Below are 26,071 nucleotides of genomic sequence, written 5' to 3' on the forward strand. Positions count from 1 at the left end.
CCCTGGAGCAACGCGAAGCCGGCCCGCCACGCCGCGGCCCGGGCGCGTGCCGCGGCGTCTCCGTCCAGCGCAAGTGCGGCCCGGGCCTCGGTGAAGCGACCGCGCAGGAACCAGTACCACGTCAGAGCGTTGGCGAGGCGCAGCCCGCCGCCATTGGCGAGCGCCGACCGCAGGTTTGCGGTCTCGGCGTCGAGCCGGGCCAGCCAAACTTTCGTGTCATCCCACCGTCCGCGGAGTCCGGCCCGCGTCCCGGAAACCCCGGGGGAACGGGATCAGGCGGCGACCAGCTCCCGATCGGGCTCCAGGCGTCGTGACCCGTAGACGGTCACCACCACACCCCGCGCCCAGCGCATGCGCGAGGCTGCGGTCTCCGGGTAGTCGCCGTAAGCGCCGGCCATCGTGGCCACGCAGCCACGCGTGCCACCGCAGGCGCGCAGGGCTCCGGCGATGGCGGCGTCGACGACGGGACCGCTGGGTCGGGAACCGGCCGGCAGGTCGCTGGCAAACAGGGCGGCGGCGCGGGCGGCGAGCAGTTGGCTTCGCATGTCGATCAACTCCGATCTCGTGGAAGATACGGCCTCAGCGTGACCCACCGGCGACACTGATCGCCTCCGGGATTCCGCCGGACATCGATTGCCCCGCCACCCAGGGGACCCTTGGCGCGACGATCGGGGTAATCCCGCGGTCAGGACCCTAGGGCAACGCAGGACAGGCCCAGCTCGACGCAAGTGCTTGCACGCCGTCTCTGCGTTGGCGACCACGACCGCGAAGATCAGCTTCCAGGGTGTCGGCAAGGTGTTCGCCGCCCGCGGTCGTACGGTGACCGCCCTCGACGACATCTCCTTCGATGTCCCAAACCGGAGAGTTCGTGGTCCTGGTCGGACCGAGCGGCTGCGGCAAGTCCACACTGCTGGACCTGCTGTGCGGGCTGTCTGCCCCGACCTCGGGCCAGATCCTGGTGGACGGGATGCCGGTGAGCGGGCCCGGCCTGGACCGGGGCATCGTATTCCAGCAGTACGCGCTGCTGCCCTGGCGTACCGCGCAGGGCAACGTCGAGTTCGGGCTGGAGGCCAACGGTCTGCCGCGGCAGCAGCGAGTCGCGGGCCCGCGAGTTCCTGGACCTCGTCGGCCTGGCTGGCTTCGGTGTGCTGGCCTCCGGGTCTAGGCGCAGACGGCGCCCGTGGCGGCGGAGCCGACCAGCCTGGCGTATTTCGCGAGTACGCCGGAGGTGTAGCGCGGCGCCGGTGGGGTCCACCCCTGCCGTCGAAGCGCCAGCTCGTCCGCGTCGACGAGCAGGTCGAGGGTGCGGGTGCGCATGTCGAGGCGGATCATGTCGCCGTCGCGGACCAGCGCCATCGGACCGCCCTTGGAAGCCTCGGGGGTGGCGTGTCCGATGCATGGGCCGGTGGTACCACCGGAGAACCGCCCGTCGGTGATCAGCAGCACGTCCTTGCCCAGGCCGGCACCCTTGATCGCACCGGTGATCGCGAGCATTTCCCGCATGCCCGGGCCGCCGTGGGGCCCCTCGTACCGGATCACCACGACGTCACCGGGCCGGATCTCGTCGCGGGTGAGCGCCTGCATCGCGAACTTCTCGTCGTCGAAGACCTTCGCCCGGCCCTCGAAGACGGTGCTCTCCAACCCGGCGCTCTTGACGACCGCGCCGTCGGGGACCAGCGATCCTCGCAGAATGGTCAGGCCGCCCGTCTTGTGGATGGGGTTGTCGATGGCGTGGAGGATCTTCCCGTCCGGGTCGGGTGGGGTGATCTCGGCGAGGTTGTCCGCCATGGTCTTTCCGGTGACGGTGAGGCAGTCGCCGTGCAGCAGACCGGCGTCGAGTAGCGCCTTCATGACCACCGGCACCCCGCCGACGGTATCGACGTCGTTCATGACATAGCGACCGAACGGTTTCACGTCGGCCAGGTGCGGGGTTCGGTCGCCGATCCGGTTGAAGTCGTCGAGGGTCAGCTCGACGCGGGCCTCGTTGGCGATCGCCAGCAGGTGCAGCACCGCATTGGTGGAGCCACCGAGTGCCATCACGACCGTAATGGCGTTTTCGAATGCCTCACGGGTCAGGATCTGCCGTGCCGTGATGCCCTGGTCGATGAGCCGGACGACCGCCTCACCGGAGCGCAGCGCGTACTCGTCGCGGCGGCGGTCCGGTGCCGGCGGCGAGGCGCTGCCCGGCAGCGACATGCCCAGCGCCTCGGCCGCGCTGGCCATGGTGTTGGCGGTGAACATGCCCGCGCAGGCGCCCTCGCCCGGGCAGGCCGCGCGTTCGATCGCGTCCAACTCCTCGCGCGTGATCTTTCCGAGTGCGCAGGCGCCGACGCCCTCGAACACGTCGACGATGGTCAGGTCCCGGTCCCCGAGCCGACCGGGCAGGATTGAACCCGCGTACAGGAATACCGCGGCCAGGTCCAGGCGCGCGGCGGCCATCAGCATGCCCGGCTCGGACTTGTCGCATCCGGCGAGCAGGACAGCGCCGTCGAATCGTTCGGCGTGCATGACGCACTCCACCGAATCTGCGATCACCTCACGGCTTACCAGCGACGCCCGCATCCCCTCGTGGCCCATCGAGATGCCGTCCGACACCGAGATCGTGGCGAACTCCAGCGGAAACCCGCCGGCCGCGCGTACTCCGTCCTTGGCTCGCTTCGCGAGCCGGTCCAGCGACAGGTTGCACGGCGTGATCTCGTTCCACGACGAGGCCACCCCGATCTGCGGCTTGACGAAATCCTCGTCGGTCATACCGACCGCCCGAAGCATCGCACGCGCCGGCGCACGCTCGAATCCGCGAGTGACCTCATGACTGCGCGGCTGGCGTTCCACAGCTCCACCCATAGCCGGGACCTTACGACGCCTGCCGCTGCGATGCGACGTCGCCACGATCCAGGATCGTCACGTCCTTCGGGGCGTTGCGGCGCGGCACCCGATTCGCCGCCTGGCACCGGCAATCTCGATCGGCAGCTGCGGGCGTTGGAGCACGTGCTGACCGAGCGTCGCATGACCGCCGTCGACGCGTTGGGCCGCCTCGCGGATCCGACGATGCAGGTGGGACCGGCCGGCTTTCCCGCCCCGCGTGCTACACGTCATCGGGGGCGCCCGGCTGTGCGGGTACGGGCCGGACGGTGCGGATGACGAGCGCCGCGACCAGGCTGGCGCTCATCCATACCGCGGCGTACGCAAATCCGACCGTCGGTGACAGGGTGGCCCACAGCAGGCCCACCACGGCAGAGGAGAGGAGGTCCCCGCCGGCCTGCACAACGCCGAGCAGACCGAAGCCGCTGCCGCGCAACCGGTCGGGCAGCGCGTGGGCGACGAGGGTGGACTCGGCGGTTTCGGCAAACCCGATCCCGATCCCAGCCAGACAGAACGCGACCAGTAGCCAGGCCCAGTTGTGGGTACCGATCGCGAACCCGGCGTACGCCACGATGTATACGGCGGCACCGGCCGCGAAGACCATCCGGGCGCCGACCCGGTCGATCACGGTGCCGCCGACGAGGGCGGCCACGGTGGCGAACGCGTTGTGCGCGGCGTAGATGAGGATCGCCAGCGAGGTCGCGGCGGCCACCCCGCGCCCGCCGTGGTGCAGCAGGTCGGTGGCGCGCAGGATCAGCAGCGTGGTGGCGATGTTGCCGCATTCGAACAGGGCCACCGGCAGCAGCGCGCGGACCAGCCCGTACCCGCGAAGCGCGGACAGGTTGACGGCGAGGCGTCGCCGACCGGCGGGCGCCGCCACGACGCGGCTGGCTTCGCGGGCGGCGACGGTGATCGCGATGGCGGCGAACACGCCAGGGATAGCGGCGATCAGCAGGGTCGGGCGGACTCCGATGACGCTGACCAGCAACGCGGCCAGCAATGGCCCGACAAGCGCGCCGGCGTTGTCGCCGGCGCGTTCCAGTCCGTAGGCGCGTCCGTAGGCCGAGCGCGGGGCCAAGGTTGCCAGCAGCGCATCTCTCGCCGGTGAGCGCAGCCCCCGAGCGACCCAAGACCCGGCTCGCAGGATCGCGACCTGCCACACCGCCGTGGCCAGACCGATCGCGCCGCCTAGCACGGCGGTGCCCAGGTAGCCGCCGCGGGCCAGCCGAGACCGCCAGCGCGGGTCGTCGGCGAGGGGTCCGCCGGCAACCTTGGCGAGGCCGATCAGGGCGTCGCTGGCGCCTTCGATGAGACCCAGGGCGCCGGCTCCGGCATGCAGGGTGGCGCTGAGGAAGCTAGGCAGGACGGCGGTGGTGATCTCGTGGCCGGCATCGGAGAAGAAACTCGACGCACCGACACCGGCCACGCCACGGGTCAACCAGCGACCGCCCGCCGGGGTCGCCGCAGCCGGGTTGGCCTCGTCGCTGTCACCGATCACGGGTGTGCTCCCTGCCAGGTTGTCAGCGTGGGACGCAGCGATTTGGGTCGTCATCCATCAGGATGCGGACCCGCCGTACGCCGCCGGGCGCGCGATGAGATTCGGCGTCGCGAACCGCGCGCCGGCGGTCGCGCGCTGCGGTGCCAGCCGCGTCGCTCAGTCCATGGAGGCACATGCGCGCCGCCTCCCACCTGACAAGGTACGTACGCCACCGCCACAGACCATGACCCGGTACGGCTGACCGCGGTGCTCGGCCAACCACCTCGACGTCATCGGCCGGCTCGCCGACGCTGCCGGCCTCGCGGTCGCGGTCGCCCGGGTCAGCCGTTCAGCTCTGTCGGAGTGCCGGCATTGGCACCGCGATGGTCAGCGCGGTGGCTCCCGCACCGACACCGCCTTCGCAGGTGTACGGGGGCACGGTGCCGATGCCCCGGGTAGAGGGTCGCTCGGCGGCCCAGAACATGAAGCCGAGCATGCCGGCTGTTGTACCAGCACCGTTGGGCACAACAGTCTGCACGTACGGGGCGGTGGCCCGCTGTAGCGAGGTGTTGTAGTCGATGCATTCGGGTAGGGCCTTGCCGCCGTACGCGATGTAGATCCCGCCGGTGAATTTGGCTGGGGCCAGCGGTGGGACCGGCGGGCTGTACTGCGGCTTGCCGTCGACGTGCTCCTGCCAGCTCGCCTGTGAGCTGGTCGCCGAGGCCGGCCGGGCGGGCACCATGGCGTTGGCGTAGTCGAGTACCGGGGTGTCGGTACGCAGCCAGTCAGCGGTCGCCTTGCGGTTCAGCGCAATGAGCCAGCGGTCGCCGGCCGCGACATCGATGGTGAGCCGGGCCTGGGGTCGGGTACCGGTGGCGTCATACGGGTTGATGGCGCGGTAGGCGTCGATGAATGACTGCAGGGCGGTGAGGTTCGGGTCGGTGTTCTGCTCATAGTCGATCTCGATGCCGACGCCGAGCTGGCTGGCCACGGCGGCGGCCCGCTGCCCGAACAGCGTCGGGTTCTCGGCGAGCGCGGCGTCCCAGTCGTCGGTGTAGGTGATACCACCGATGGAGAGCATCACCCGGATGCCGCGCGAGCTGAAGTAGTTGACGATCTCGGGGGTCATGCCGCGCGGTACGCCGTTGAGCGTCGCCGCGTCGGTGGTCTGGTGCAGCAGCGAAAGCGGGTTGACGAAGCTGAGGATGACCACGTTGACGGACGGGCGACCGTCACCTCGGTCGATCAGCCAGTGGTTCTGGCTGTCGAACTCGGCGATGCTGCGGACCGCACCCCAGGTGCAATAGTCATTGCCGCAGTGCCAGGCGCCGTAGATCTGCACGGGGGTGACGGCCTGGCTCGCGTTGGCGGTCTTGACCGGAGTGCTCACGCGGGCATGCGAGCTGGCCGGGAGAGCGGCTGCGGCGGGTGGAGCGCCTGTTGCCAGTAGGAGCAGAACCGCCGCCAGCAGTAGGGACCGTCGCATGGTGACCTCCCGGGCAAATCACTGCACCTTGTTAACAGTAGGTTCTCACATGCGTCAATATCCTGCCCGGTCCAGAGCCGTTCGGCGAGGCGGGCCGCGACGATCCAGCAGAAGTTCGGACAGCAGCGCGGTTGCCCGCGGCTCAGGCTGGTCGATGCGGTTGCGCGCCGTGGGCGATACCCGGCAGCTCACAAGCTGCTCCCGCCTCGCCGTGTTCGGCTTGCGTTCATGCCATCACGTGGGTGGGGATCCGAGGTAGCGCAGGACCGCGAGCACTCGCCGGTTGTCGCCTTCGGCTTGCGGCAGGCCCAACTTGTTGAAGATGCCGGCCACGTGCTTCTCGACCACCCCGCCCGTGACGGTGAGGGCAGCCGCGATCCCGGTGTTGGAACGCCCTTCGGCCATCAGGGCCAGCACCTCGCGTTCCCGCGGCGTCAGATCGGCGAGGCCACGCGCGCGTTGATGGGCGCCCAGCAGTTGGCTGACCACGTCCGGATCGAGCGCCGTACCGCCGGTGGCGACCCGGGTCAGCGCGTCGACGAAGTCGGATACGTCGGCGACGCGGTCCTTGAGCAGATATCCGACGCCGGCGGCGTTGAAGGCCAGCAGCTGGGCCGCGTACCGGGTCTCGATGTACTGAGACAGCACGAGGACCCCGGTGTCGGGGTGGTCGCGGCGCAGCTCGAGCGCGGCGCGTAGCCCTTCGTCGGTGTGGGTCGGCGGCATGCGGATGTCCACCACGGCCACGTCGGGGTGGTGCGTGGCCACCGCCGCGAGCAGCGCGCCGGCGTCGGGCACGGCGGCGCAGACCTCGTGGCCGCGGTCCTCGAGCAGCCCGACCAGGCCCTCTCGCATGAGGGCGGCATCCTCGGCGATCACCACGCGCATGGCCCGGATGCTCTCACGCTCGTAGGGGCAGTTCGACGGTGATCCGGGTCGGGCCGCCGGGAGGGCTGGCGACGTCCAGCCGACCGTCCACGGTACGTACCCGGGCGGCGAGTCCGGACAGGCCGGTGCCGCGATCCGGGTCGGCGCCGCCGACACCGTCGTCGACAACGGACAGCCGCAGCGCGTCGAAGCGCTGCGCTGCCTCGATGGTGATGCTGTTCGCGTGGCTGTGCTTGGCCGCGTTGGCCAGCAGCTCGGCGACGCAGAAGTAGGCGATCGTCTCGATCGCCAGCGTCGGGCGGACCGGGATGTCGGCGTGCAGCCGCACCGGCACGGCCGAGTTGGCGGCGAGCGTGGCGAGCGCGTCGGCGAGGCCCTTGTCCAGCACCGGCGGGTGGATACCGCGGGCCAGGTCACGCAGCTCCACGAGGGCGTGCTTGGCGCTGCGGTGGGCGGCGTCGACGAGCTCCCGAGCCGCGGCCAGGTCGGCGGGTTCACCGCCGTCTCCCAGCTTTTCCTTGGCCCGGCCCAGGTTCATCGCCAGGGCGGCCAGCCGTACCTGTGCACCGTCGTGCAGGTCCCGCTCGAGCCGCCGCAACAGCGTGGCGGTGTCGTCGACCGCACGTGCCCTGGTCTCCTCGAGATCGCGTACCCGTTGCGCCAACCGGCCCGGGCCGAGCAGCCCCCGCATCAACGCCAGGTCCGCCGCGTTGGCGGCCCGAGCGATCCACGGTGCGGCGAGCACCATCGCCGCTCCGGCCGCAAACGCAACGAGAGTACCCGCATAAGTAGCGACCCGGAACGAGCCGACCGGGGTCAGTACGAGCACGGGATCGAGCTGGACATCCGGCGGATGGTTGCGGAACAGCCGCCACCACAGGGGGTACGTCATGGACGCCGGCCCGGCGATCCAGCAGAAGACGGCGTATCCATCGAGGATCGCGACCGGCAGCCGCGCCAGCAGGTACGCCACCGCCCGCCAACCTGGACCGTCCCGCCATCCGGCGGTGAACCAGCCGAGCGGTCCCCAGCCGCGCCGGCGCACCGGCGGCGGCGCCGCGATCGTCTCGCCGAAAAGCCGCCGGGCGAGGCGCCGCACCGCCCCACTCAATCCGCGAGCGGTTCGCGGGGCCAGCATGAGCGCCAGCGCGAGGCAGATGACCGCGCTGGTGACGAACGCGAACAGCCCCACGCCGGCGGGGTTGCCCGGCCCCGGAGCAACTCCGGGTACGGGCGACCGCCGGTCGGCGAGGCGAGCGACGACGCTCAGCCCGAGCGGCGCCGCGAACAGCGCCCCGATGACACACAGCGCGACCGCCACCCCGGCGAGGCAGAACAGCAGCTCGCGTGCCGTCCGTGCGGTGAAGGGAGCCCGCGCCGCGGCGCGCAAAACCGCCCATCCGCCCCAAGCCGCCCGAGCACCCGAAGCCGGCCCGCTACCCGGAGCCGCCCCACCATCCGAAGCCCCCCGACCACCCGCCATGCGCTTATTCTCGCTGTTCAGGCGTCTCGGCGGCGAAGCAGCCAGCCGCCCAACCCGAGCGCGACCGCCGGGTAGACGCACAGGACCGCCATCCCAGCCCATGCCGACAGGGTGCCCGGCACCGGCGTGACCACGCCGACCGAATTGACCAAGATGAACAGCGGGACGAACTTGAGCACGGTGATGCCGAACGGCCCGAGCACCGCGGCCAGGAACATCGGCACGAACAGCACCCCGAACAGCGCGCCGATCGCGCCTCCGGTATGCCGGACCGTCGCACCGACCCCGACGCCGAGCAGCCCCATCAGACCCAGGTACGCCCCGGTGCACACCACCGTCCGCAGGATCGCCGGGTCGCCCAGCGAGGCACGCGGCACCGGCGAACCGGCCAACGCCGCCTGGCTGGCCGCGAAGGCGGCCAGGCTGCCCAGCTCCCCTACGGCGAACGCGACCACGCCGAACACCGCGAGCTTCGCCGCCAGGACGAGTCCCCGGCGGGGTATCGCGGCCAGTGTCGCCCGGATCATCCCCGACGAGTACTCGTTGCTCACCACGAGCACACCGAGCGCGCCGACCACCACCTGAGCGAGCACGGCGCCGGCCAGGCCGTTGTTGACCAGTTGCGCCGTGGTGGCGACCGGCCGGTGCGAGCGGTACCCGACGGCCACGGCGACCCCCACGCCGGCCATGGCCAGCGGCACGACCGCGAGCAGCCACCACGTCGAGCGCACGCTGCGCAGCTTGATCCACTCCATCCGAGCCACGTGCCCGAACCGGTAGCGGCCCGGAGGCTGGCCGGTCGATGTCGCGCCCGTCATGACGCCCTGCCCTCCTGCTCATGATCGACTCGCGGATACCCGCCATTGCCGCGGAACTCGGTGGCCGCGGACGTGAGCCGCAGGAACGCGTCTTCCAGCGAGTCGGACCGGGCAGACAGCTCGGCGACCGACGTATCAGCCAGCAGCCGTCCCTGGCCGATCACCACGAGATGGTCGGCCGTCAACGCCATCTCGCTGATCAGGTGGCTGGACACGAACACCACGCGACCCTGTGCCGCCAGCGACCTCACGAGATTGCGTACCCACCGGATCCCCTCCGGATCCAGGCCGTTGACCGGCTCGTCCAGCAACAGCACGCCGGGATCGCCCAACAGTGCCGCGGCGATGCCGAGCCGTTGCGCCATGCCGAGGGAGAACTTCCCGGCCCGCCGCCTGGCCGCACCGTCGAGCCCGACGATGGCGAGCACCTCGTCTACCCGCGATCGGCGGATGCCGTTGCTCGCGGCGAGCGCCGCCAGGTGGGCACGCGGGCTGCGGCCCGGATGGAACGCCTTGGCCTCCAGCAACGCGCCGACCTCGCGCAACGGCCACCGCAGGTCGCGGTACCGGCGGCTACCGACCCGTGCCTGCCCGGCCGTTGGCGCGTCGAGCCCCAGGATCATGCGCATCGTGGTGGACTTTCCGGAGCCGTTCGGGCCGAGGAAACCGGTCACGATGCCGGGCCGCACCTCGAAGCTCAACCGGTCGACGGCGAGCACCGAACCGTACCGCTTGGTCAAGCCATGTACCTCGATCATCAGGATCGCCTCCTGCTCACGCGGCACGAGCGGGGCGAGCCGGCTGGACCGTCGGCGCGGTCCCACCCAGCACGGTCCGGATCAGGCCGCCGTGCAGGCGGGTCAGACCGCGCACCGCCCACAGCAGCAGCGGGACGCTCGACACCAGGACCAGCCCGGCGTGCACGGCCCACGCGCCGAGCAGCGTCGGGCCGCCCCACGAGCCGTCGTACGTGCTGGCCCAGATGCTGCCGGTGTGTGACACCCGGCGCAGGCCCCACAAGCTGAACGCGACGCCGGACTGCTCATCGATGGTCAGGTAGTTGCGCAGCGGGAAGCCCAGGTTCAGGAGCGCATGCAGCGCGAGGTACTGGAGGACCGCCCACGAAACGAGACCGATCGCCAGGCCGGCGACGGACCCGACCAACACCCGTGCCGCCACCAGCGATGTCGCCGTCTCAGATGTCGCCGTGTCACCGGCCGCTCGCCCGGTCAACCCGCTGGCGAGGCTTCGCTGGTATCGGGCGGCCGTGCCGGCCCGACCGGCGAGCGCCAAGACCAGGCACACCACACAGACCGGCACCGCGGCGATCGCGTAGCCGATCCGGCGCCAGGTGCCGACACCGTACGCGACTCGCCAGAACGACAGGACCGTCCCTGCCACTCGCCCTACCTGCATCACAACCTCCGTCGCATGGTCCGCCCGTAAGTCGAACAACGGATTCAACGCTACGAATCGGGCATGCGGGGTGGAACGCGGCAACCACCCATCTTTGCCTGGGGGAAATCCCCCGGCTTCGTTCGGTCGCCGGCGAGCATCTTTCGAACGAGGTCGACAGCACGAACGACCTCGGCGTCGACGGGGTCAGGGGCGACACCGGCGGAGTAGATCTACGACCGTTGCCAGCGGCCGGCGCCGCTGGGCCAGCTGCCGGCTCGGCTGCACAGCCAGGGCCGCGGCAGGCACCTGGCCTTGAAGGTCCTCTAACCGCCGTCACGGCCCTCTAACCCGGTCCCGGCGGTCCCGCCCGGTGAATCACTGGACGTCCCGATCCGCAGCCACCACAGACGGTCGCCTGTAGGCAGCAAGCAGCCGCCAGGCCGCCGGGTGATGGAAAAGGTTCGCCGGTGCTGGTTGCAAGCTGCGCCGCGCGGCGCACTGTTCCGCCTAGAGTGCCCGCGCGGCAGCCTGGTCGAATACCGTGCACAACGTCGCCACACGCGGCCGCTGGGCCGTACCACTGATGCAACGCCGCCTGCCCCACCACATGCGTCGCGACCTCGCCGCTCTGCTACAGACCATCGGCCGGCACCTCGACTGCCCCGCATACCCCAACCCAGAAGATGACCACGACACAGCGACCCGCTGACGGCCTGCCCGGCATCGGCGACCGGCCATACCCGTCCGCCGCGGTGCGCGTGACGCGCATTCATCTGGCTGTGCGGGCACTGAGGTTGATCTCAGCAAGGGTTGGACGGCACACTGCGTGATCTGCTGGCCGTTGGTGCTGGTGGAGTCGGGCTGTCGGCCAGACCGGGGAGACGCTGCTGGTGACGTCCGGCATGCTGTGGGCATGACCGAGGAACCGAAAGATCGTTCCGCCCCGTCCGGCGACACGGTGTCCACTTCACCACCAGTGATCTCTGTGATGCTGATCGTCCCAGACGCAGACGCTGCGGTTGCCTGGTACAAGACCGCACTGGGCGCGACAGAGTTGTGGAACCTTGGTGGCGTGGCCGGCCTTGAGATCAGTGGCGGCCCCTTCTTCCTCCACGAGGTCAATCCCAAGAACCCCACGGAGACCAGTCCCGACCACGCGGGGGTCACGAGCACCCGCATCGAGGTGTTTGCCGAGGACCCAGACACCTTCATCGAGCGCGCCGTCGGCGCCGGCGCAACCGCCGGAGCGGAAATCGAGGATCACCGCGTGCCCTGGGGGACGCACCGTCAAGGTGGCTTCACGGACCCGTTCGGTCACAACTGGTCGGTAGGCGATAAGTCGCCCCTGCGCCCGTTTCCAGGCTGATCAGGGGCCAGCCTTTCACATGCGCCCGCAGGATCGCGCATCGCCTCATCGCGCGGTCGGGCCCCGCTCTGACGCGAAGTGTTCGGTCATCGGGTCGCGGTGACCGCGCTGGTGCGTCCCCACGGCCCGCCGTACCAGAACCGCCAGCCCAGGTCGCGCACCAGACCCAGGCCGGCCAATTGGTCGGCGTACGCCCGCGCGTGGCGGAAATCGGCCAACACCAGCCGGCCACCCGGGCGCAACAGCCGGGCGGCCTCGCCGACCGCCGTCATCCGGCCCGGCGTGATCGGCGCGGTCCGACGGCGCCTACCCATGGTCGAGGTCGACGCCACCACGGAGCTGATCGGGCCCCACGGGCCGGTCCGGGTTGTACCGGCTGGGGTGTCGGCGCGCCGCGCTGGGACGTCATCGCGGTGATGACGACCCCAGCACGGCGGCGGCTCGCGCGGCTGCGGAAGCCGGAGCGTCATACGGTGACCTGCGTACGGCGACCGGGATGACCCGCTCGGGCGCCCGGCGGTGCTGGTGCGGCACTCGGCCTGCCTCCGGGTGGGGCCGGTCGGCAGTCGAGGTAGGCGTCCAGTGCGGCGGCGCCAGTGAGCATGGCGCGGCTGCGGGCCGAGAGGCGGGCATGCCAGTCGCGCAGCGTCGACGCGAGCGGTGCGACGCCTCCGGCGGAACGGACTTGGACGATCAGCGGGGCGATCTGCTCAAGCGGGTAGCCGCCCCGTCTGAGCTGGTGGGCGAGTAGGGCGTCGCGTACGTCGGCTGCGCTGTAGACCCGGTAGCCCGTCTGCGGGTCGCGGCGCGGTTGGACCAGGCCAGCGCGTTCCCATTTGCGCAGCGTGGCCGCGCGGATGCCGAGCCTTCTGGCCAGGGGGCCGACGAACGTGCCGCCGCGTTCCTGCGGTACGGGATTGAGGTCGCGAAGCGCGGCTTCGACGGCCTGGATGGTGCGGCGGTCGTCGAGCAGCTGGGCGTGACTTTCGTCGATGAGTCGAAGCGCGTCCTCGGTGGCGTCCCGGTTGATCGCCTGCATGATTGCCGTGGCCGTCTGGTGGCCGTGTCCGGGCACGAGCGCGAGGAACGCGCGCAGGGCTTGCGCGTGCCACGGCGTGTAGGTGCGGTAGCCATGCAGGGTGCGTTCGGCGCCCGGAAGGATTCCGGCCGCCTCGTAGTTCCTGATCGCCTGTGTGGACAGCCCGTGCGCTCGCGCCAGGTCAACCGGCCTGAGCCGTCCACCGTCTTGAAGGTTTCGCGTCACTGTTCTGCCGATATCGACGAGAAGTTTTCATCGTTGGTTCAACGATACCGTTGAGGGCATGACTGCTGGTATCACAGACGCCGCCCATGTCGTCGACGCTGCTACCGTCATGGGGTTGGTCCCGGCCCGGCCGCGGCTGCTCGCCTTGGGCGAGCCCACCCACGGCGAGGACGTTCTGCTCGACTGCGAAACGATCTCTTCCGGCAACTCGTCGAGCAGGAGCGCTACCGGACGATCGCGATCGAGAGTGACTGCATGATGGGCCTGGTCGTGGACGACTACGTCACGTCGGGCACGGGCACCCTCGACGAGGTCATGGAGCGCGGCTTCAGCCACGAGTGGGGCGCCTTCGCGGCCAACCGCGAGCTGGTGCGCTGGATGCGCGCGTACAACGACGGCCGGCCCGGGTCACAGCAGCTCCGCTTCGCCGGGTTCGACGGCCCGCTGGAGATCACCGGCGCGGCGAGCCCGCGGCAGGCCCTCACCGCACTGCACGCCTACCTCACCGCCTGGGCCGACGCCGACCTGCTCCTCTGCACCGCCGATACGCTCGACCGCCTGCTCGGCGCCGACGACCGCTGGACCAATCCCGCCGCGATGATGGACCCGTCCCAGTCCGTGGGGCAGACACCCGAGGCCAACCAGCTGCGGCTGCTCGCCGACGACCTGGTGGCCCTGCTCGACGCGCAGACGCCACATCTGATCGCGGCGTCCTCGCGGGACGACCGGGACCGGGCACGCCTGTACGGTCGTACCGCCATCGGGCTGCTGCGGTACCACTTCTGGATGGCCGAGACGGCACCGGGCCGGATGGCGCGGCTGGTGGGCCTGCGGGATTCGATGATGGCCGCCAACCTGCTCGCCCTCGCCGAACGGAGCCCGACGCTGGTGAACGCGCACAACGGCCATCTGCAGCGGGACAAGAGCACGATGCGGATGGGCGACCTGCCGCTGGAATGGTGGAGCGCCGGCGCGATCGTCAGCGCCCACCTGGGCGACGGGTACGCCTTCCTGGCCACCGCCCTCGGCACGATCCGCCACCATGGCGTGGACGCCCCACCCCCGGACACCATCGAGGGGCTGCTGTACGCGCTGCCGAAGGACCGTTACGTCGTCGACGCCCGCCGACTGGCCACCGTCCTCGGCGACGTGACGCCCGCCCCCCGCGTGTCCCCCTGGTACGGTTACTCCCCATTGGACCCGGCCCACCTGGCCAGCACCGACGGGATCGTGTTCGTCAAGGACGCCCGGCGGAGCTAGGCTCCCCCAGCGTTCAGCAACGACTGTCGATGGTGGCGTCCACATCGAGGGCTGGGCTGATGAGGATGCGGTCGGCGCCCGCCGATCTTTTACCGCGGTGATGATTCACAACGGTCGCGCGGCCGGCCACGCTGCCATCAGAGTCGACGGGAGCTCGCCTCGACCTGGGCAATTGGTGCTGTCTCGGCAAGGTGTCGTCGGCAAGATTTCGTCGGTCGACGGCGGCACCGCTGTTGTTGACAGGGCTGGTTCGGAGGGGTTCCAGGTCGTCGTCGCTTCTGCGCATGTCCCGCGCGCGGTCGTGCGGACCGGTCGCGATGGACTAGCGGTGGAGGCGATGGTGGGCGGTGTCCGTCCGCCTCAGGAGGAGATGCTGTACGCCTACGACGACGGCCCGGACGGTATCAGCGTGTTCCCCTTCGCGCGGCTGGAACCGGAGGCGGCTGACCAAGGCGCGGCTCGACCGGTTCGGCAGGTCGCCGAGTGGACCAACGACACCAGGCTCTTTGTCGTGGCGGCCTCGGCGTAGACGTTGCGCGTAGACGTGTCGGGCGGCCAACCCGCGGTACTCGCGACGCCGGGCGGTTCCGAATCCGGCCCGCTTCGTCCTCAATGGTCGTCGGCGACGTCGACCGGCAGGTCTTCGAACCACCACATGCGTATCAGGTAGCGTTCCGTCCCGGCCCCGCGTGTCTCCATGAATTCCCTTCTGTTCGAGGAGTGGTAACGCCTGGGCGGCAGGGGAAAGTTCGCGAACCAGCTGTCGTGCTTGGTCTCGGCCAGTGTAGAACAGGTTGACCGTGTATCGGCCGGCCGGCCGCGGAAGATGAGGCACTCGAGGGTCTCACCGGGCGAAACACGATCTTGGTACTAGGCGCCGACTAGCCCCTACGCATACACCTCGAGTTCGTAGATGCGTGCGGTGGTGTCGGTGGTCGAGGTCGGCGTGATGACGTTGAGCCGCACGTACCGCCCGTTGACCGGTGCGGCCAGCGGGTGTGTGGTGGCGTTTGCCGTGTTGCCTCGTGGCGAGGCCACCGTGTGCCAGGTGCCGGCGTCTTTGGACACCAGCAGGTCGAAGTCGCGGGTGTTCCAACCGGTCGGTTCCCCGCCAGCGCCCGCGTGGTACACGGTGAAGGATCCGATCGCGTACTCCCGGCCCAGATCCACCTGGAGGAACCTGGTCGATGCGGCCGAGCACCACTTGTCGCTGTTGCCGCCCGAGACGCCACCGTTGACGGCCTTTTCCGGGCCTTCCATGGCATTGCACGACATGCTGCCGGTGGCGGGCTTGTTCAGCGCCAGGTTCGACCCGGTGCCCGGGCCGCTGGTGGTGATGGCGTCGAGGTTCACGTTGCCGCTGTCACCGGCGTAGAACCTGTAGGCCACCGTGTTTCGGCCGGCGTTGAGGCTGAGTGTTTCCGACCTTGTGCTCCAGGTGTCCCAGTCGGGCAGCGCCGGCAGGCTGGTCTGGCGCACCCTCACCCCGTTCACAAATACGCTGAGCGTCTTCGCCGAGCCAGTGGCATTGGCGTATCGCAGTGCGACCTTGTACTGCCCCGCGCTCGTGGTATTGATTGTGAACTCGGTGGTCGCGCCCTGGTTCCAGTATCCGTCGACGAATTCGGTTCCGGTGTAGCCGGCGTGGTCGTTGTTCGCCTTGGCACCGCCCGTGAGCACCGCGTTCTCCGCCTGAAGGGTGGTGCTAGGTTCGCCATTGGTCAGGGTGATCTCGACGGTGTGGGTCCCGGTCAGTGTGGTCGGGACCGAGTGGTTGTCGGTTGCCGCGCCGTCGAGTGTGAACGAGCTGATGACATTGCCCGATCCGCGCAACGTGATGTTGAGGGTCGCGTCGCGGTAGCGCACCCCGGACAGCGTCACATCACCCCAGCCCGACGGGAGCGTGGGTGTGAAGTTGATACCGCCGGTCGTGTACGTCATGCCGAACAGGCCGGAGTAGATCATGCGCAGGAACGCGGTCGCCGACCACGTTTGATTCTCCACCGAGCCCCAATGTCCGCCGGTCTGCCAGCCTCCGTCCACTTCGCCGGTCTGCGCGTTGTAGATCTCGTAGAAGCCGTCGCTCGAGTTGGCGAGGCTGGCCAGCGTTGCCACTTCGGTGGCGAACCGGCTCTGGTCACCGGAGTGAGCGGCGGCACTGGCCCAGAAACCCTGCACCATCGGCCATACGATTACGTTGTGCCGGCCGGGCTTAGCGTCGCCATAACGGGCGAAATGCGGGTAGACGTCGACGATGCCCTGCGGCTGAACATGGGTGTTCTGCATTATCGAGCGCGCCTGGTTGCCATCGGCGATGTCGAACAGAATCGCCAACGACAGCCCGGTGCCCTCTTCCGACTGGTCGAGCGTGCCCGACAGGCTGTCACCGTTGTGGATGAAATAGCCGTACGTTCCTTTGCTGGCGATCCAGAAGTGTTGGTTGATCTTCGTCTTCAGGGAATCCGCGTTGGCGTTGAGCGCGGATACCTCGGTGGCGGGCCGGCCGAGCGCGGAAGCCATCTGCGCGGCACCACGATAGGCGGTGTAGTAGAGCGCGTTCGTGCTCAAGGACATCATTTTGTCGGTCGTCGGGTAATCACCGACGAACGAGCCTCTGCTCTCGGTGGTGTCCGCCGGCGGTACCGGATACCCGGCGATGCCGTCGTTGAAGAACGAGGGCCCCTGAAACAGGCCGTACGTGGCGTTGTAGTTCGCGCAGCGGCGTAGGTTGAGAATGTTGGTTGCCGTCTGGTACGCATCGGTGAGGAAGCTCCGGTCGCCGGTCACGAGATAGTGGTTCCAGGCCGAGGTCAACCACACCACCTGGTCCCACCATTGATTGTCCTGTTCGACGATCAGTTGCCCGTTCGCCTGCCGGCGCACCACCGACCACAGCGTATTTCTGGCCACCTCGGGTTCGAGCAGGCTGGCCGCGTTCCACGAGTTCACCGACGCGTCGCGGGCCCACGGCTGCTGGTAGCCGCCACCGGCGCGGATGAACGTGCCGGGCGGGTCGGTCAGCAGGCCCGTCTGGTTGTACACGTCGGGGTCGTAGCGAACCGTGTTGATGTCGAGCAGATTTTTCAGCGCCTTGCCGTAGGCCGCACCCAGGGTTGACTGCGGGCCGGCCTTCGCGAAGGTCAGCGTCGGTCGGGTGACCGCCGCCTGGGCCGAGCTGCCGCCGAACTCCAGCACCGTGGCGCTCACCGCCACCAGCAGCGACACCGTCAGGCACCCGCGTCCGGGGCGACGTCGCGACAGACGCGGCGATTCCTCATGGCGCGGTACCGTAGCGCGCGGGTAGGCGATCATGCGACACCTCGAACTCGTGGATGCGGGTTGCGGTGTTGGTGTTCTTGGCGGGTATGTCCATGTTGGATATGGCGTCGCGGGCAGATGTCGCGCCGCTTAATCGATGTCTGTCGATGTGTTTGACATAGTACGGCAGCCCGCGGTGGTGGAGAACAGCGCCCAGTTTCGCCAGATGCTGTGGGCGAGCTTGTCATCGACGTAGTGCAGCAGCTCGTCGTCCACGTCGTGGTAGAGCTGGTGGTAGGCGCGCATGATCTGCGGTACCTCTTGGCGGGCCATCGGGGTGAAGGTCTGGCGGCGCCAGACTCGCGAGCGCAGCATGGGGTGCCGGGAGAGCACCTCCCAGCAGCCGTTGCCGCCGACGTAGAGCAGCCCGAAGGCGGTGTCGTCGTGGTCGTGCAGGTAGCGCAGCAGCTCGATGCACTCCTCGGGCAGCCGTTGGGCCTCGTCGATCACGATCAGCCGGGCCTGACGGGAAAGTTCGCGCGGCGGCGCGGCGCAGCTGCTGGGCGCTCGCCATTGGGCCGCCACGGCCCGCCTGTCCTGCTCGGCGCGGCGCCGCCGTGCTCATCCCCGCCGACCGGGCCACCGCCCAACCGCCGGGCGCCGCGGTCCGCGCCGGGCTCGTCGTGCAGCTCGCCGGCAACGTGATCCTCCGGTCCGGCGCGCCGCAGCAGGCCGTGCCGGTCCTGGCCGGGCTGCCGCAGCCGTTCACGGTGAGCGAGGCGCGCCGGGCGCTGGACACCAGTCGCCGGGTGGCGGTGCCGTTGCTCGAACTGCGCGAGCATGGGCGTCACCCGCCATCTGCCGGACGACCGGCGGATCGTCGCCGACCCCTCCGGCACCGGGCTGAGCGAGAGCCTCTGGCCGCTCGGCTGTCACGGCAGCCGTCTCGGACCGAAGCGTCTCTGGCGCCCACGAATCGCCTACGCTCGTGTGCATGAGGGGAGCGGACATGGCAAGCCCCCTGGTCGAGACCAAGCTCTACGTTCCCCGGCGGCGGCGCAGTCTGGTGGCGCGTCCCCGGCTGAGCGCACGCCTCAGCCGTGCGGCCGAGTCGAGGCTGACGCTCGTCTCCGCCCCGGCCGGGTTCGGCAAGACGACCTTGCTGGGCGAGTGGCTGGCCGCCGGCGGCGAGAAGCGGTCGGTGGCGTGGCTGTCGCTCGAGGAGACCGACGGCCGGCCGGCGTCATTCTGGACGTACGTGATCAGGGCCCTGCAGACGGCGGTGCCCGGCGTCGGCGCCGGTGCGCTCCCGCTCCTGCAATCGGCCGGGGCACCCGTCGAGACCGTCCTCACCGCCGTGGTCAACGATCTCAGCGCCGTGCCGGACGACGTCTACCTAGTGCTCGACGACTACCACCTGGTCGACGGGCCGGACCTGCAGGGTGGCATGGCGTTCCTGGTCGAGCATCTTCCGCCGCGGGTGCACCTGGTGGTCAGCACCCGCGCCGATCCGGCATTGCCGCTGGCTCGCCTGCGGGCACGCGGCGATCTGGTCGAGGTCCGAGCCGCCGATCTGCGCTTCACCCCGGAGGAGGTGGCGGCCTACCTCAACGACGTCATCGGGCTGGACCTGGCGGCGAGCGACATCGCGGCCCTGGAGGGCCGTACCGAAGGCTGGATCGCCGCACTGCAGCTGGCGGCGCTGTCGATACAGGGACGGGACGACGTCGCAGGCTTCATCGCCGGATTCGCCGGCGACGACCGGTACATCGTCGACTACCTCGTCGAGGAGGTCCTGGAGCGGCAACCCGCCGATGTCCGCGACTTCCTGGTCCAGACGTCCATCCTGGACCGGCTGACCGGCCCGCTGTGCGACGCCGTGACGGCGCAGCGCGGTGGCCGGGCCAGGCTCGAGTCATTGGACCGCGGAAACCTCTTCGTCGTCCCGCTCGACGACAGCCGCCGCTGGTACCGCTACCACCATCTCTTCGCCGACGTCCTGCACGCCCACCTGGTGGACGAGCAGCCCGACCGGGTCCCGCACCTGCACCGGCGGGCGAGCGAGTGGTACGAGCGGAACGGCGAACCGGCGCCGGCGATCCGCCACGCACTGGCCGCCGGAGACGTGGAACGGGCCGCGGGCCTGGTCGAGCTGGCCATCCCGGCGCTGCGCAGGAGCCGGCAGGAGGCCACGATCCGGGCGTGGGTGGACGCCATCCCCGACGAGGTCGTCCGGATCCGGCCGGTGCTCGCGGTGGGCTTCATCGGCGCGTTGATGGCGGTCGGCGAGTTCGACCACGCGGAGCGGCGGCTCCGGGACGCCGAGCGATGGCTGGGCGGCACCGGTGACCGTGCCTGGATGGTCGTCATGGACGAGGGAGAGCTTCCGCGCCTGCCCGCGGCGATCGAGACGTACCGCGCCGCCCTGGCACTGGCTCGCGGCAACGCGCCGGCCACGATCCGCCACGCTCGGCTGGCCATGGATCGGGCGCCCGGCGACGACCATCTGGTCCGGGCCGCCGCGTCGGCCCTCCTCGGGCTCGCGCTCTGGGGCGGCGGAGACCTCGACGCCGCACACCAGGCCTATTCGGTCAGCGTCGAGGGACTGGAGCGGGCCGGGCACCTCTCCGACGTCTTGGGCTGCTCGATCACGCTGGCCGACATCCGCATCACCCAGGCCCGCCTGGGCGAGGCGCTGCGCACCTATCGCCGAGCGCTGCGACTCGCCGCCGAGGACGACGGGCCAGTGCTGCGCGGTACGGCGGACATGTACGTGGGGATGAGCCAGATCGCTTGCGAGCGGGACGACCTGGCCACCGCTGCCGAGCACCTGCGGCGCGCCGAGGAACTGGGCGAACACACCTGGCTGCCGCAGAACCCGTACCGCTGGCGGGTCGCGATGGCGCAGGTCCGGGAGGCGGAGGGAGATCTGGACGGCGCCCTCGACCTGCTCGACGAGGCGCAGCGGGTGTACACGGGCGACTTCTCCCCGAACGTACGGCCGATCCCGGCGATGCGGGCACGCGTGCTGACCGCCCAGGGTCGCCTGGGCGAAGCGTTGTCCTGGGCGCGCGAACAGGGACTGTCGACCGAGGACGACCCGTCCTACCTTCGCGAGTTCGAGCACCTCACCCTGGCCCGCGTGCTTCTGGCCCAGCACCGGCAGGAGCCCGCGGAGCCTGTCGTCCGCGACGTCGCCGAGCTCCTGCGGCGCCTGCTGCGGGCGGCCGAAGGCGGGGCGAGGTGGGGCAGTGTCATCGAGATCCTTGTGCTGCAGGCGCTCACTCAACAGGCCCGGGGCGACGTCCGGGGCGGGTTGGCGGCGCTGGAGCGCGCGCTGACCCTGGCCGAGCCGGAAGGTTACGTCCGCGTGTTCGCCGGCGCCGGTGCACCGATGGTGTCGCTGCTCAGACGGGCCGGAAGGCGGGACTACGTCCGTCGACTCCTGGCGGCCGGCAACCCTGCCGAACACAACGCACCGGGCAGGCAGCGGATGGTCCAGCCGTTGAGCGAACGCGAGTTGGACGTGCTCCGGCTGCTCGCTTCCGACCTGGACGGGCCCGAAATCGCCCGGGCGCTCATGGTGTCGCTGAACACCCTGCGGACCCACACCCGGAACATCTACGCCAAGCTCGGCGTGAACAACCGCCGAGCCGCCGTGCGCCAGGCCGCCGACCTCAACCTTCTGTCGCGTACGCGCGAACACTGATCCCGCCACTCACCACATGTGGTGATGTGTGGTCACCACATCGGCGCCTACCTTGCGGACAAGCCGACGGGCCGACGCGTACGGCGGAACTCCCCGTCCGGCCAGCACGGCAAGGGGGAGGGACGATGACCGACACGCCAGCCGGCCGGTACGAGATCCGGATCAAGGGGCACCTCGGAGCCCGCTGGGCGGCCCGCTTCGACGGGATGACCCTCACCGCCCGGGCCGACGGCACCACCCTCATCGAAGGCCCGGTCGTCGACCAGGCCGCCTTGTACGGGCTGCTGCGCACCCTGCGCGACATCGGTCTGCCCTTGCTCTCTGTCACCCGGGTCGACCCGCGCCAGGGCGAACCGACCTAGCCGAACTCAACGACGCCTCCAGGAGACCGCCATGACATCCACCCGGAAGACCGCCCTCGTCGCGGGCACGTTCTACCTGATCACCTTCATCGCCTCGATCCCCGCCGCACTCCTGTTTCTGGACCCCATCCTGAACAACGCCAACTACATCGTCAGCGCCGGCAGCGACACCCGCGTGGTGTGGGGTTGCCTTCTCGACGTGGTCAATGCCCTGGCCTGCATCGGCACCGCAGTGACGTTGTTCCCGGTGGTCAAACGGCAGAACGAGGCTCTCGCGCTGGGCTTCGTGACCTCTCGCATGCTGGAAGCCGCGGTCATCATGATCGGCGTGGTGAGCCTGCTCGCGGTGGTGACCCTGCGACAGGACTTCGCCGGCCACCCCGGAACGGATACGGCCACGCTGGTGACCACCGGAAGGGCGCTCGTCGCCGTTCGCGACTGGACGTTCCTCCTCGGGCCCGGGCTCATGCCCGCCCTGAACGCCCTGCTGTTGGGCACGCTGATGTACCGATCCCGGCTCGTGCCCCGCATCATCCCGGCGATGGGACTCATCGGAGCGCCGCTGCTGCTCGCCGCCGCCACGGCGACCCTGTTCGGCCTCACCGACCAGACGTCCGCGTGGTCGGCGATCGCGGCCCTCCCAGTGGCTGCCTGGGAGCTGTCGTTGGGTGTCTGGATGGTCGTCAAGGGCTTCCGCCCGTCGCCCATCCTCGCGCCCACGGTCCCGACCGGCACGGGACGCCCGCTGACCCCAGCCGCCTGAACCCCGCGAGCGGCCCACCGCCATCGGTGGGCCGCTCCCGGTCCGCGGCCGGCTCTCGCACGCCCGGCAGGGACTGTCACTGCACGTCGACGTCGGACAGCCGCCGTTTCAAGGCGCGTAGGGCTTCCATCGGGGTTTTGCCGGCAGCCAGCTTGCGCCGGTAGTAGCGGCGACCTTCGGTGTCGTGGCGCATTTGGACGATGGCCATGATGTGCAGCGCCCGGTTGATGCGCCGGTTGCCGGCGCGGGAGAGCCGGTGGCGGTTCTGTTCGCCGGAGGAGGCGTCGATGGGGGCGGTGCCGTTCCAGGAGGCGAAGTGGGCGCGGCTGGTGAACCGGCCGATGTCGCCGAGCAGTCGGGTCCGGACGGCCGATGCCGTGCAGGTCCAGCAGCCGGCTACCGGTGCTGGTGACCAGCTCAGTGAGTTCCTGCTTGGCGACTTTGATCTTCTTGTCGATCACGACGAGTTCGTGGATCAGCTCGGAGAGCATCGCTTGGTAGCCGTCGCGGTCGGTGCCGAACCGGCCCTTGCCGAAGGTCTGCTCACGGTCGTTGATGATCTCGATGGTGGCCGACCGCTTGTGCGGGTGCACGCCGATGATGACTCGTGCCATCCGAGGGTTTCCCTCCGCTTGATCCGACGCGCGCCGGCGGCTGGGACGCCGCACCAAGATCAAGCATCAGCTTGTGACCGCCGCGCCGACACCGCTGCCGTTGACCGAGCCCGCGCCGCGCCGCGACGACGCAGGTGGCCAGCTCATCGCTGCCGCAGTTCAGCCCGCATGTACGGCCAGCCGTCACGGACGTACAGTGCGAACGGAACCCACCAGATCAGGTCGTTGGTCGCCACCAGTATCAGCGTCTTTGCGGGCCAGACTCCGGTGAGCAGCAACCAGGCCAGCCCCAGTGGCCCGAGAACTTTGCCGGTCAGGCCGATCGCCGCGACCAGCCAGCCGCGCTCGGGCACCCGCGCCACCTCGAGATACAGGATTCCGTAGAGGCCGAGCACCATGCCCAGCGTGGCGAAGATCTGCGGGGTGTTCGATAGGGGCAGGCCGGTGATCCGGAAGAACCACTGTGGATCGAGCACCGCGTACCCGCCCCACAGAATGTTGTAAACCCCGGCCAGCGCGAACGTAACCCGGTGCAGCCGCCGCCGGATCACTTGGCGCGCGTCGCCGCGTGGCCCGGCCGCCAGGGCCAGCGCGCCAGCGGACGCGGGAACCCGCCCACGGCGTACGCGTCCCGGATCGCCGATGCCAGGGTGCCGACGGCCAGCGCGGACAGCGCGAGCCGTAGCCAGAGCGGCACGGGCGCCGGATCCCCCACCAGCCCACTCGGGAGCCGCCACCAGCCGACGAGCACCGGGATCAGGTTCGCAAGAATCGCGCCGTAGACGATCGCCATGATCGTGTGCGTCGTGCGCTCGCCCGGAAGCAGACCGCCGAACGGCTTGCGGACCTGATCCTCGACGATGAAGTCAGCGATGGTGATGCAGATCTCGGCCAGCAGCAGAACGGCGAACACGATCGCCCAGCCCCCGCGCCACGAGATCCACGGAAGTGTTCCGAACACGACGACGTAGATGAAGCTGCGCCCGGCATGGAGCACCAGCTCCGGGCGCAGACCGGGCAACTGGGCCGGCAACTGCCCGCGGATCTCATGGAAATACACCGTGTCGAAGCCGCCCAGCAGCCCCAGCACGGCGAGGAGCCAGAGGACTTCAGCCATCGCTGCTTCCTTCCTCGTACACGTACCCGCGGTATGCGACCAGCAGTCCGACCCACGGTATCCAGATCCGGACCGCCACCTCGAAGCCGTCAGCCGTGGCTGTCGCTGTGGCCGCAGAGTGCGGAGCGAGGGCATCCGGTAGCGGGCTACGCAGACGGCCGACGCGTAACGCGCCGCTGACCGGCGCGATCGTGATCGAGTCATCCGTGACCTGCATCCGCATCCGCAGTTCGGCTACGCCCGCAGACTCGACGAGCAGGTCACCGTCCCGGCGCTGGCGGCTGTCCAGGTGCCGCCCACCGATCAGCCGGTGCCATGTCTCGATGCCGTCGTACTCCTCGATCCATACCCGCAACGGTTGGCCCGCTCCTTGCCTCGGGAGCCGCAGGAGCATGCCCAGGCAGCGGCTGAGCAGCGAAGATCCGCGTACGACGTCGAGCCGCCCCACGCCCACAACCGGACGTTCACCCAGATGGAAACGGTACAGCCAGGTCACGCATCGATAATCACCGCGACCGACCGCAGGCACAACCAGCCCTCAGGCCGGCCTGCCGGGTAGTGGCGGAATTTATGACGCTCAGTCCAAAGCGGACCATAGAACAGCCGCCGCCGAACGTGCGCTACGTAGCGTCACGGCGAGTGGATACGACGGCCGTCCGGTCGTGCCGAGAAGTATGCGTGTCCGTCCCGGCGCTCAAGAAAGTCGTCGTATGCCGTGATCCGAAGTCACGCCGACGTGTACCCGGACTCCTCTTTGTCAGCAACGCCGCCGATCGAGGTAACCGACGTTGGTCCCTGGCTGCCCGCCACGCGGTCGACTCGAGGCGAGGCGAGACGGTCGTGCCAGAAACCAAATGGGGCACGTCTCCGCCCGCACGGCGGCGTCGATCAGCCCGCGGCCTGGACCTGCTGCCCAGCAAGGTCGATTCCGGCGCGAAGGCGGCGGCCCACCGCGGCCCTTCCCGGCCCCCGCGGCGACACGCTGTGTAACCAGCCCCACTCGTGATCCGGACTGATCCGCGTTGCGCTGGACACAGCTGCGAACCCCGGACCAGGCGGCTCCGAAACTGACGAGCACCGTAGGAGCACCATAGGTCCGCAATGGACAGACCTTGAACGGCGCCTGACCCGCGTTTTCGCAGGCCAGACGCCATTTAATCTTGCGCGCCCGAAGGGACTCGAACCTCTAACCTTCTGATCCATAGTCAGATGCCTAGTAGTCACGGGTCCACTTACTCGTACGTACTGTAATGCATCCCTCAGTCCGCCGGGAAAGCTCTTTGTATGCCCTGGTCCGCGCCGTGCACTCAATCGGTGACGACGGCTCGAAGGGCGCTCTGGGCCGTTGTGCTGGATCAGTTCGGTTCGTACTCGTTCGGTTCGCGACATCCGAGCACTACCGGAGCACCACGGGCTCGACGCGCCGCCCGCTGGTCGCCGTGACCATCGTCAGCGCAGTGCAGGACTGAGGTCGACGTTGTCGCGGAACAGGATGCCCGGGTCGTAGCGGCGTTTGAGGTCGGCGAGGCGGTGCAGGGTGTCGGCCGGGTACGCCTCGTGGAGCCGTTCGGGGCGGGTGTCGGTCTCGAAGCTGACGTACAGGCCGCGCAAGTGCGTGCGCAGCTGGTCCCACTGCTGGTCGAGCCGGACGGGGTCGGTGCCCATCAGGCATGGGATGCGCGCCACGTCTTGACTCGCTCTGGTGGGGATAGCCCGAGGAGCCGTTCCAGGAGGTGGAGTTGGCCCGGCCGCGCGCGGCGAGTAGTACCTCGTCGACACGCCCGGGCGGTGCGGGCCCCTGCTCGGAGATCTACCCCAACCGAGGCCCGGACTACGGCAAGGAGGGCGGTCCGGAAATCGACGAGGACCGCTATGTGGAGTTGTAGAACCTCGTCTCCATGCAGCGACGTGCGCGAAGGCACGCGCCTCGACGTCGCGCTGTGATG

General features: G+C 69.6%; 26 protein-coding genes and 3 pseudogenes. 9 read left to right on the forward strand and 20 right to left on the reverse strand.

Annotated features, from left to right (window positions below; genetic code table 11):
* Positions 1 to 272: 272 nt before the first annotated feature.
* Positions 273 to 545, reverse strand: coding sequence for a hypothetical protein (locus VGR06_RS29210; protein ID WP_327562368.1), 273 nt, complete (start codon positions 543 to 545; stop codon positions 273 to 275).
* Positions 546 to 750: 205 nt separating this feature from the next.
* On the opposite strand from VGR06_RS29210, the pseudogene VGR06_RS29215 reads away from it, so the two are divergent.
* Positions 751 to 1,142, forward strand: a pseudogene (locus tag VGR06_RS29215) (ABC transporter ATP-binding protein); the annotation flags it as partial.
* A 19-nt stretch (positions 1,143 to 1,161) separates the two neighbouring features.
* Here the strand turns inward: VGR06_RS29215 and ilvD are convergent.
* The 8 genes and pseudogenes from ilvD to VGR06_RS29255 all read right to left on the reverse strand — a co-directional run bounded on the left by ilvD (position 1,162) and on the right by VGR06_RS29255 (position 10,415).
* Positions 1,162 to 2,844, reverse strand: coding sequence for a dihydroxy-acid dehydratase (gene ilvD / locus VGR06_RS29220; RefSeq protein ID WP_327562369.1), 1,683 nt, complete (start codon positions 2,842 to 2,844; stop codon positions 1,162 to 1,164).
* A 241-nt stretch (positions 2,845 to 3,085) separates the two neighbouring features.
* Positions 3,086 to 4,360 (reverse strand): MFS transporter, encoded by a 1,275-nt coding sequence (locus tag VGR06_RS29225; RefSeq protein WP_327562370.1) that lies wholly within the window; start codon positions 4,358 to 4,360, stop codon positions 3,086 to 3,088.
* 328 nt (positions 4,361 to 4,688) lie between these two features.
* Complete coding sequence (locus VGR06_RS29230; RefSeq protein WP_327562371.1) at positions 4,689 to 5,729, reverse strand: hypothetical protein; 1,041 nt, start codon at positions 5,727 to 5,729, stop codon at positions 4,689 to 4,691.
* A gap of 330 nt (positions 5,730 to 6,059) precedes the next feature.
* Positions 6,060 to 6,713, reverse strand: a complete 654-nt coding sequence (locus VGR06_RS29235) for a response regulator transcription factor (RefSeq protein WP_327562372.1) — start codon at positions 6,711 to 6,713, stop codon at positions 6,060 to 6,062.
* Positions 6,714 to 6,726: 13 nt separating this feature from the next.
* Complete coding sequence (locus tag VGR06_RS29240; RefSeq protein ID WP_327562373.1) at positions 6,727 to 8,103, reverse strand: sensor histidine kinase; 1,377 nt, start codon at positions 8,101 to 8,103, stop codon at positions 6,727 to 6,729.
* A 110-nt stretch (positions 8,104 to 8,213) separates the two neighbouring features.
* Complete coding sequence (locus VGR06_RS29245) at positions 8,214 to 9,014, reverse strand: ABC transporter permease (RefSeq protein WP_327562374.1); 801 nt, start codon at positions 9,012 to 9,014, stop codon at positions 8,214 to 8,216.
* A gap of 110 nt (positions 9,015 to 9,124) precedes the next feature.
* Positions 9,125 to 9,772 (reverse strand): annotated as a pseudogene (locus tag VGR06_RS29250) (ABC transporter ATP-binding protein); the annotation flags it as partial.
* A gap of 16 nt (positions 9,773 to 9,788) precedes the next feature.
* Entirely contained in the window at positions 9,789 to 10,415 is a 627-nt protein-coding gene (locus VGR06_RS29255) for a hypothetical protein (RefSeq protein WP_327562375.1), read from the reverse strand.
* A 910-nt stretch (positions 10,416 to 11,325) separates the two neighbouring features.
* Between VGR06_RS29255 and VGR06_RS29260 the strand changes: the two genes are divergently transcribed.
* Positions 11,326 to 11,778 carry a VOC family protein gene (locus VGR06_RS29260; protein WP_327562376.1) on the forward strand — a complete coding sequence of 151 codons (453 nt, stop codon included), beginning with the start codon at positions 11,326 to 11,328 and terminating at the stop codon, positions 11,776 to 11,778.
* An 86-nt stretch (positions 11,779 to 11,864) separates the two neighbouring features.
* On the opposite strand, the gene VGR06_RS29265 is transcribed toward VGR06_RS29260, so the two are convergent.
* Together VGR06_RS29265 and VGR06_RS29270 are read right to left on the reverse strand one after the other, a co-directional pair.
* Positions 11,865 to 12,092, reverse strand: a complete 228-nt coding sequence (locus tag VGR06_RS29265; protein ID WP_327562377.1) for a hypothetical protein — start codon at positions 12,090 to 12,092, stop codon at positions 11,865 to 11,867.
* Between the two features lie 152 nt (positions 12,093 to 12,244).
* Positions 12,245 to 13,042, reverse strand: coding sequence for a TioE family transcriptional regulator (locus VGR06_RS29270; protein WP_327562378.1), 798 nt, complete (start codon positions 13,040 to 13,042; stop codon positions 12,245 to 12,247).
* A gap of 183 nt (positions 13,043 to 13,225) precedes the next feature.
* On the opposite strand from VGR06_RS29270, the gene VGR06_RS29275 reads away from it, so the two are divergent.
* Both VGR06_RS29275 and VGR06_RS29280 read left to right on the forward strand, forming a co-directional pair.
* Positions 13,226 to 14,302: an erythromycin esterase family protein gene (locus VGR06_RS29275; RefSeq protein ID WP_327562403.1), complete on the forward strand. Its 1,077-nt coding sequence runs from the start codon at positions 13,226 to 13,228 to the stop codon at positions 14,300 to 14,302.
* A 172-nt stretch (positions 14,303 to 14,474) separates the two neighbouring features.
* Positions 14,475 to 14,831: a hypothetical protein gene (locus VGR06_RS29280; RefSeq protein WP_327562379.1), complete on the forward strand. Its 357-nt coding sequence runs from the start codon at positions 14,475 to 14,477 to the stop codon at positions 14,829 to 14,831.
* A 359-nt stretch (positions 14,832 to 15,190) separates the two neighbouring features.
* Here VGR06_RS29280 and VGR06_RS29285 read toward each other — a convergent pair whose 3' ends face one another.
* From VGR06_RS29285 to VGR06_RS29295, 3 genes are all read right to left on the reverse strand, one after another.
* Complete coding sequence (locus VGR06_RS29285) at positions 15,191 to 17,614, reverse strand: discoidin domain-containing protein (RefSeq protein WP_327562380.1); 2,424 nt, start codon at positions 17,612 to 17,614, stop codon at positions 15,191 to 15,193.
* Positions 17,615 to 17,710: 96 nt separating this feature from the next.
* Positions 17,711 to 18,070 carry an ATP-binding protein gene (locus VGR06_RS29290; protein WP_327562404.1) on the reverse strand — a complete coding sequence of 120 codons (360 nt, stop codon included), beginning with the start codon at positions 18,068 to 18,070 and terminating at the stop codon, positions 17,711 to 17,713.
* A 2-nt stretch (positions 18,071 to 18,072) separates the two neighbouring features.
* Complete coding sequence (locus tag VGR06_RS29295; RefSeq protein ID WP_327562407.1) at positions 18,073 to 18,402, reverse strand: hypothetical protein; 330 nt, start codon at positions 18,400 to 18,402, stop codon at positions 18,073 to 18,075.
* On the opposite strand from VGR06_RS29295, the gene VGR06_RS29300 reads away from it, so the two are divergent.
* The 4 genes from VGR06_RS29300 to VGR06_RS29315 all read left to right on the forward strand — a co-directional run bounded on the left by VGR06_RS29300 (position 18,331) and on the right by VGR06_RS29315 (position 22,394).
* On the forward strand, positions 18,331 to 18,558 hold the full coding sequence (locus VGR06_RS29300; protein ID WP_327562405.1) for a SelB C-terminal domain-containing protein: 228 nt from the start codon (positions 18,331 to 18,333) through the stop codon (positions 18,556 to 18,558). The two genes, VGR06_RS29295 and VGR06_RS29300, sit on opposite strands and share 72 nt — an antisense overlap.
* An 11-nt stretch (positions 18,559 to 18,569) precedes the next feature.
* Positions 18,570 to 21,269: a LuxR C-terminal-related transcriptional regulator gene (locus VGR06_RS29305; protein WP_327562381.1), complete on the forward strand. Its 2,700-nt coding sequence runs from the start codon at positions 18,570 to 18,572 to the stop codon at positions 21,267 to 21,269.
* Positions 21,270 to 21,394: 125 nt separating this feature from the next.
* Positions 21,395 to 21,631 (forward strand): hypothetical protein, encoded by a 237-nt coding sequence (locus tag VGR06_RS29310; RefSeq protein WP_327562382.1) that lies wholly within the window; start codon positions 21,395 to 21,397, stop codon positions 21,629 to 21,631.
* A gap of 31 nt (positions 21,632 to 21,662) precedes the next feature.
* Positions 21,663 to 22,394: a DUF4386 domain-containing protein gene (locus tag VGR06_RS29315; RefSeq protein WP_327562383.1), complete on the forward strand. Its 732-nt coding sequence runs from the start codon at positions 21,663 to 21,665 to the stop codon at positions 22,392 to 22,394.
* 76 nt (positions 22,395 to 22,470) lie between these two features.
* On the opposite strand, the gene VGR06_RS44060 is transcribed toward VGR06_RS29315, so the two are convergent.
* The 6 genes and pseudogenes from VGR06_RS44060 to VGR06_RS29340 all read right to left on the reverse strand — a co-directional run bounded on the left by VGR06_RS44060 (position 22,471) and on the right by VGR06_RS29340 (position 25,790).
* Positions 22,471 to 22,602: a hypothetical protein gene (locus VGR06_RS44060; protein WP_414637361.1), complete on the reverse strand. Its 132-nt coding sequence runs from the start codon at positions 22,600 to 22,602 to the stop codon at positions 22,471 to 22,473.
* 9 nt (positions 22,603 to 22,611) lie between these two features.
* A pseudogene (locus VGR06_RS44065) lies at positions 22,612 to 22,815 on the reverse strand (transposase); the annotation flags it as partial.
* Between the two features lie 336 nt (positions 22,816 to 23,151).
* Complete coding sequence (locus VGR06_RS29325; RefSeq protein WP_327562384.1) at positions 23,152 to 23,559, reverse strand: hypothetical protein; 408 nt, start codon at positions 23,557 to 23,559, stop codon at positions 23,152 to 23,154.
* Positions 23,556 to 24,125 (reverse strand): hypothetical protein, encoded by a 570-nt coding sequence (locus VGR06_RS29330; protein ID WP_327562385.1) that lies wholly within the window; start codon positions 24,123 to 24,125, stop codon positions 23,556 to 23,558. The genes VGR06_RS29325 and VGR06_RS29330 overlap by 4 nt, the downstream gene beginning before the upstream one ends.
* Complete coding sequence (locus VGR06_RS29335; protein WP_327562386.1) at positions 24,118 to 24,654, reverse strand: DUF4166 domain-containing protein; 537 nt, start codon at positions 24,652 to 24,654, stop codon at positions 24,118 to 24,120. Before VGR06_RS29335 ends, VGR06_RS29330 begins: the two co-directional genes overlap by 8 nt.
* Before the next feature lie 920 nt (positions 24,655 to 25,574).
* Positions 25,575 to 25,790 (reverse strand): BBE domain-containing protein, encoded by a 216-nt coding sequence (locus tag VGR06_RS29340; protein WP_327562387.1) that lies wholly within the window; start codon positions 25,788 to 25,790, stop codon positions 25,575 to 25,577.
* Positions 25,791 to 25,858: 68 nt separating this feature from the next.
* Here VGR06_RS29340 and VGR06_RS29345 point away from each other — a divergent pair, with 68 nt between their 5' ends.
* Positions 25,859 to 26,011, forward strand: a complete 153-nt coding sequence (locus VGR06_RS29345) for a hypothetical protein (RefSeq protein WP_327562388.1) — start codon at positions 25,859 to 25,861, stop codon at positions 26,009 to 26,011.
* Positions 26,012 to 26,071 lie beyond the last annotated feature (60 nt).

The sequence above is a fragment of the Actinophytocola sp. genome, from assembly GCF_036002505.1.
Lineage (GTDB): Bacteria > Actinomycetota > Actinomycetes > Mycobacteriales > Pseudonocardiaceae > DASYTH01.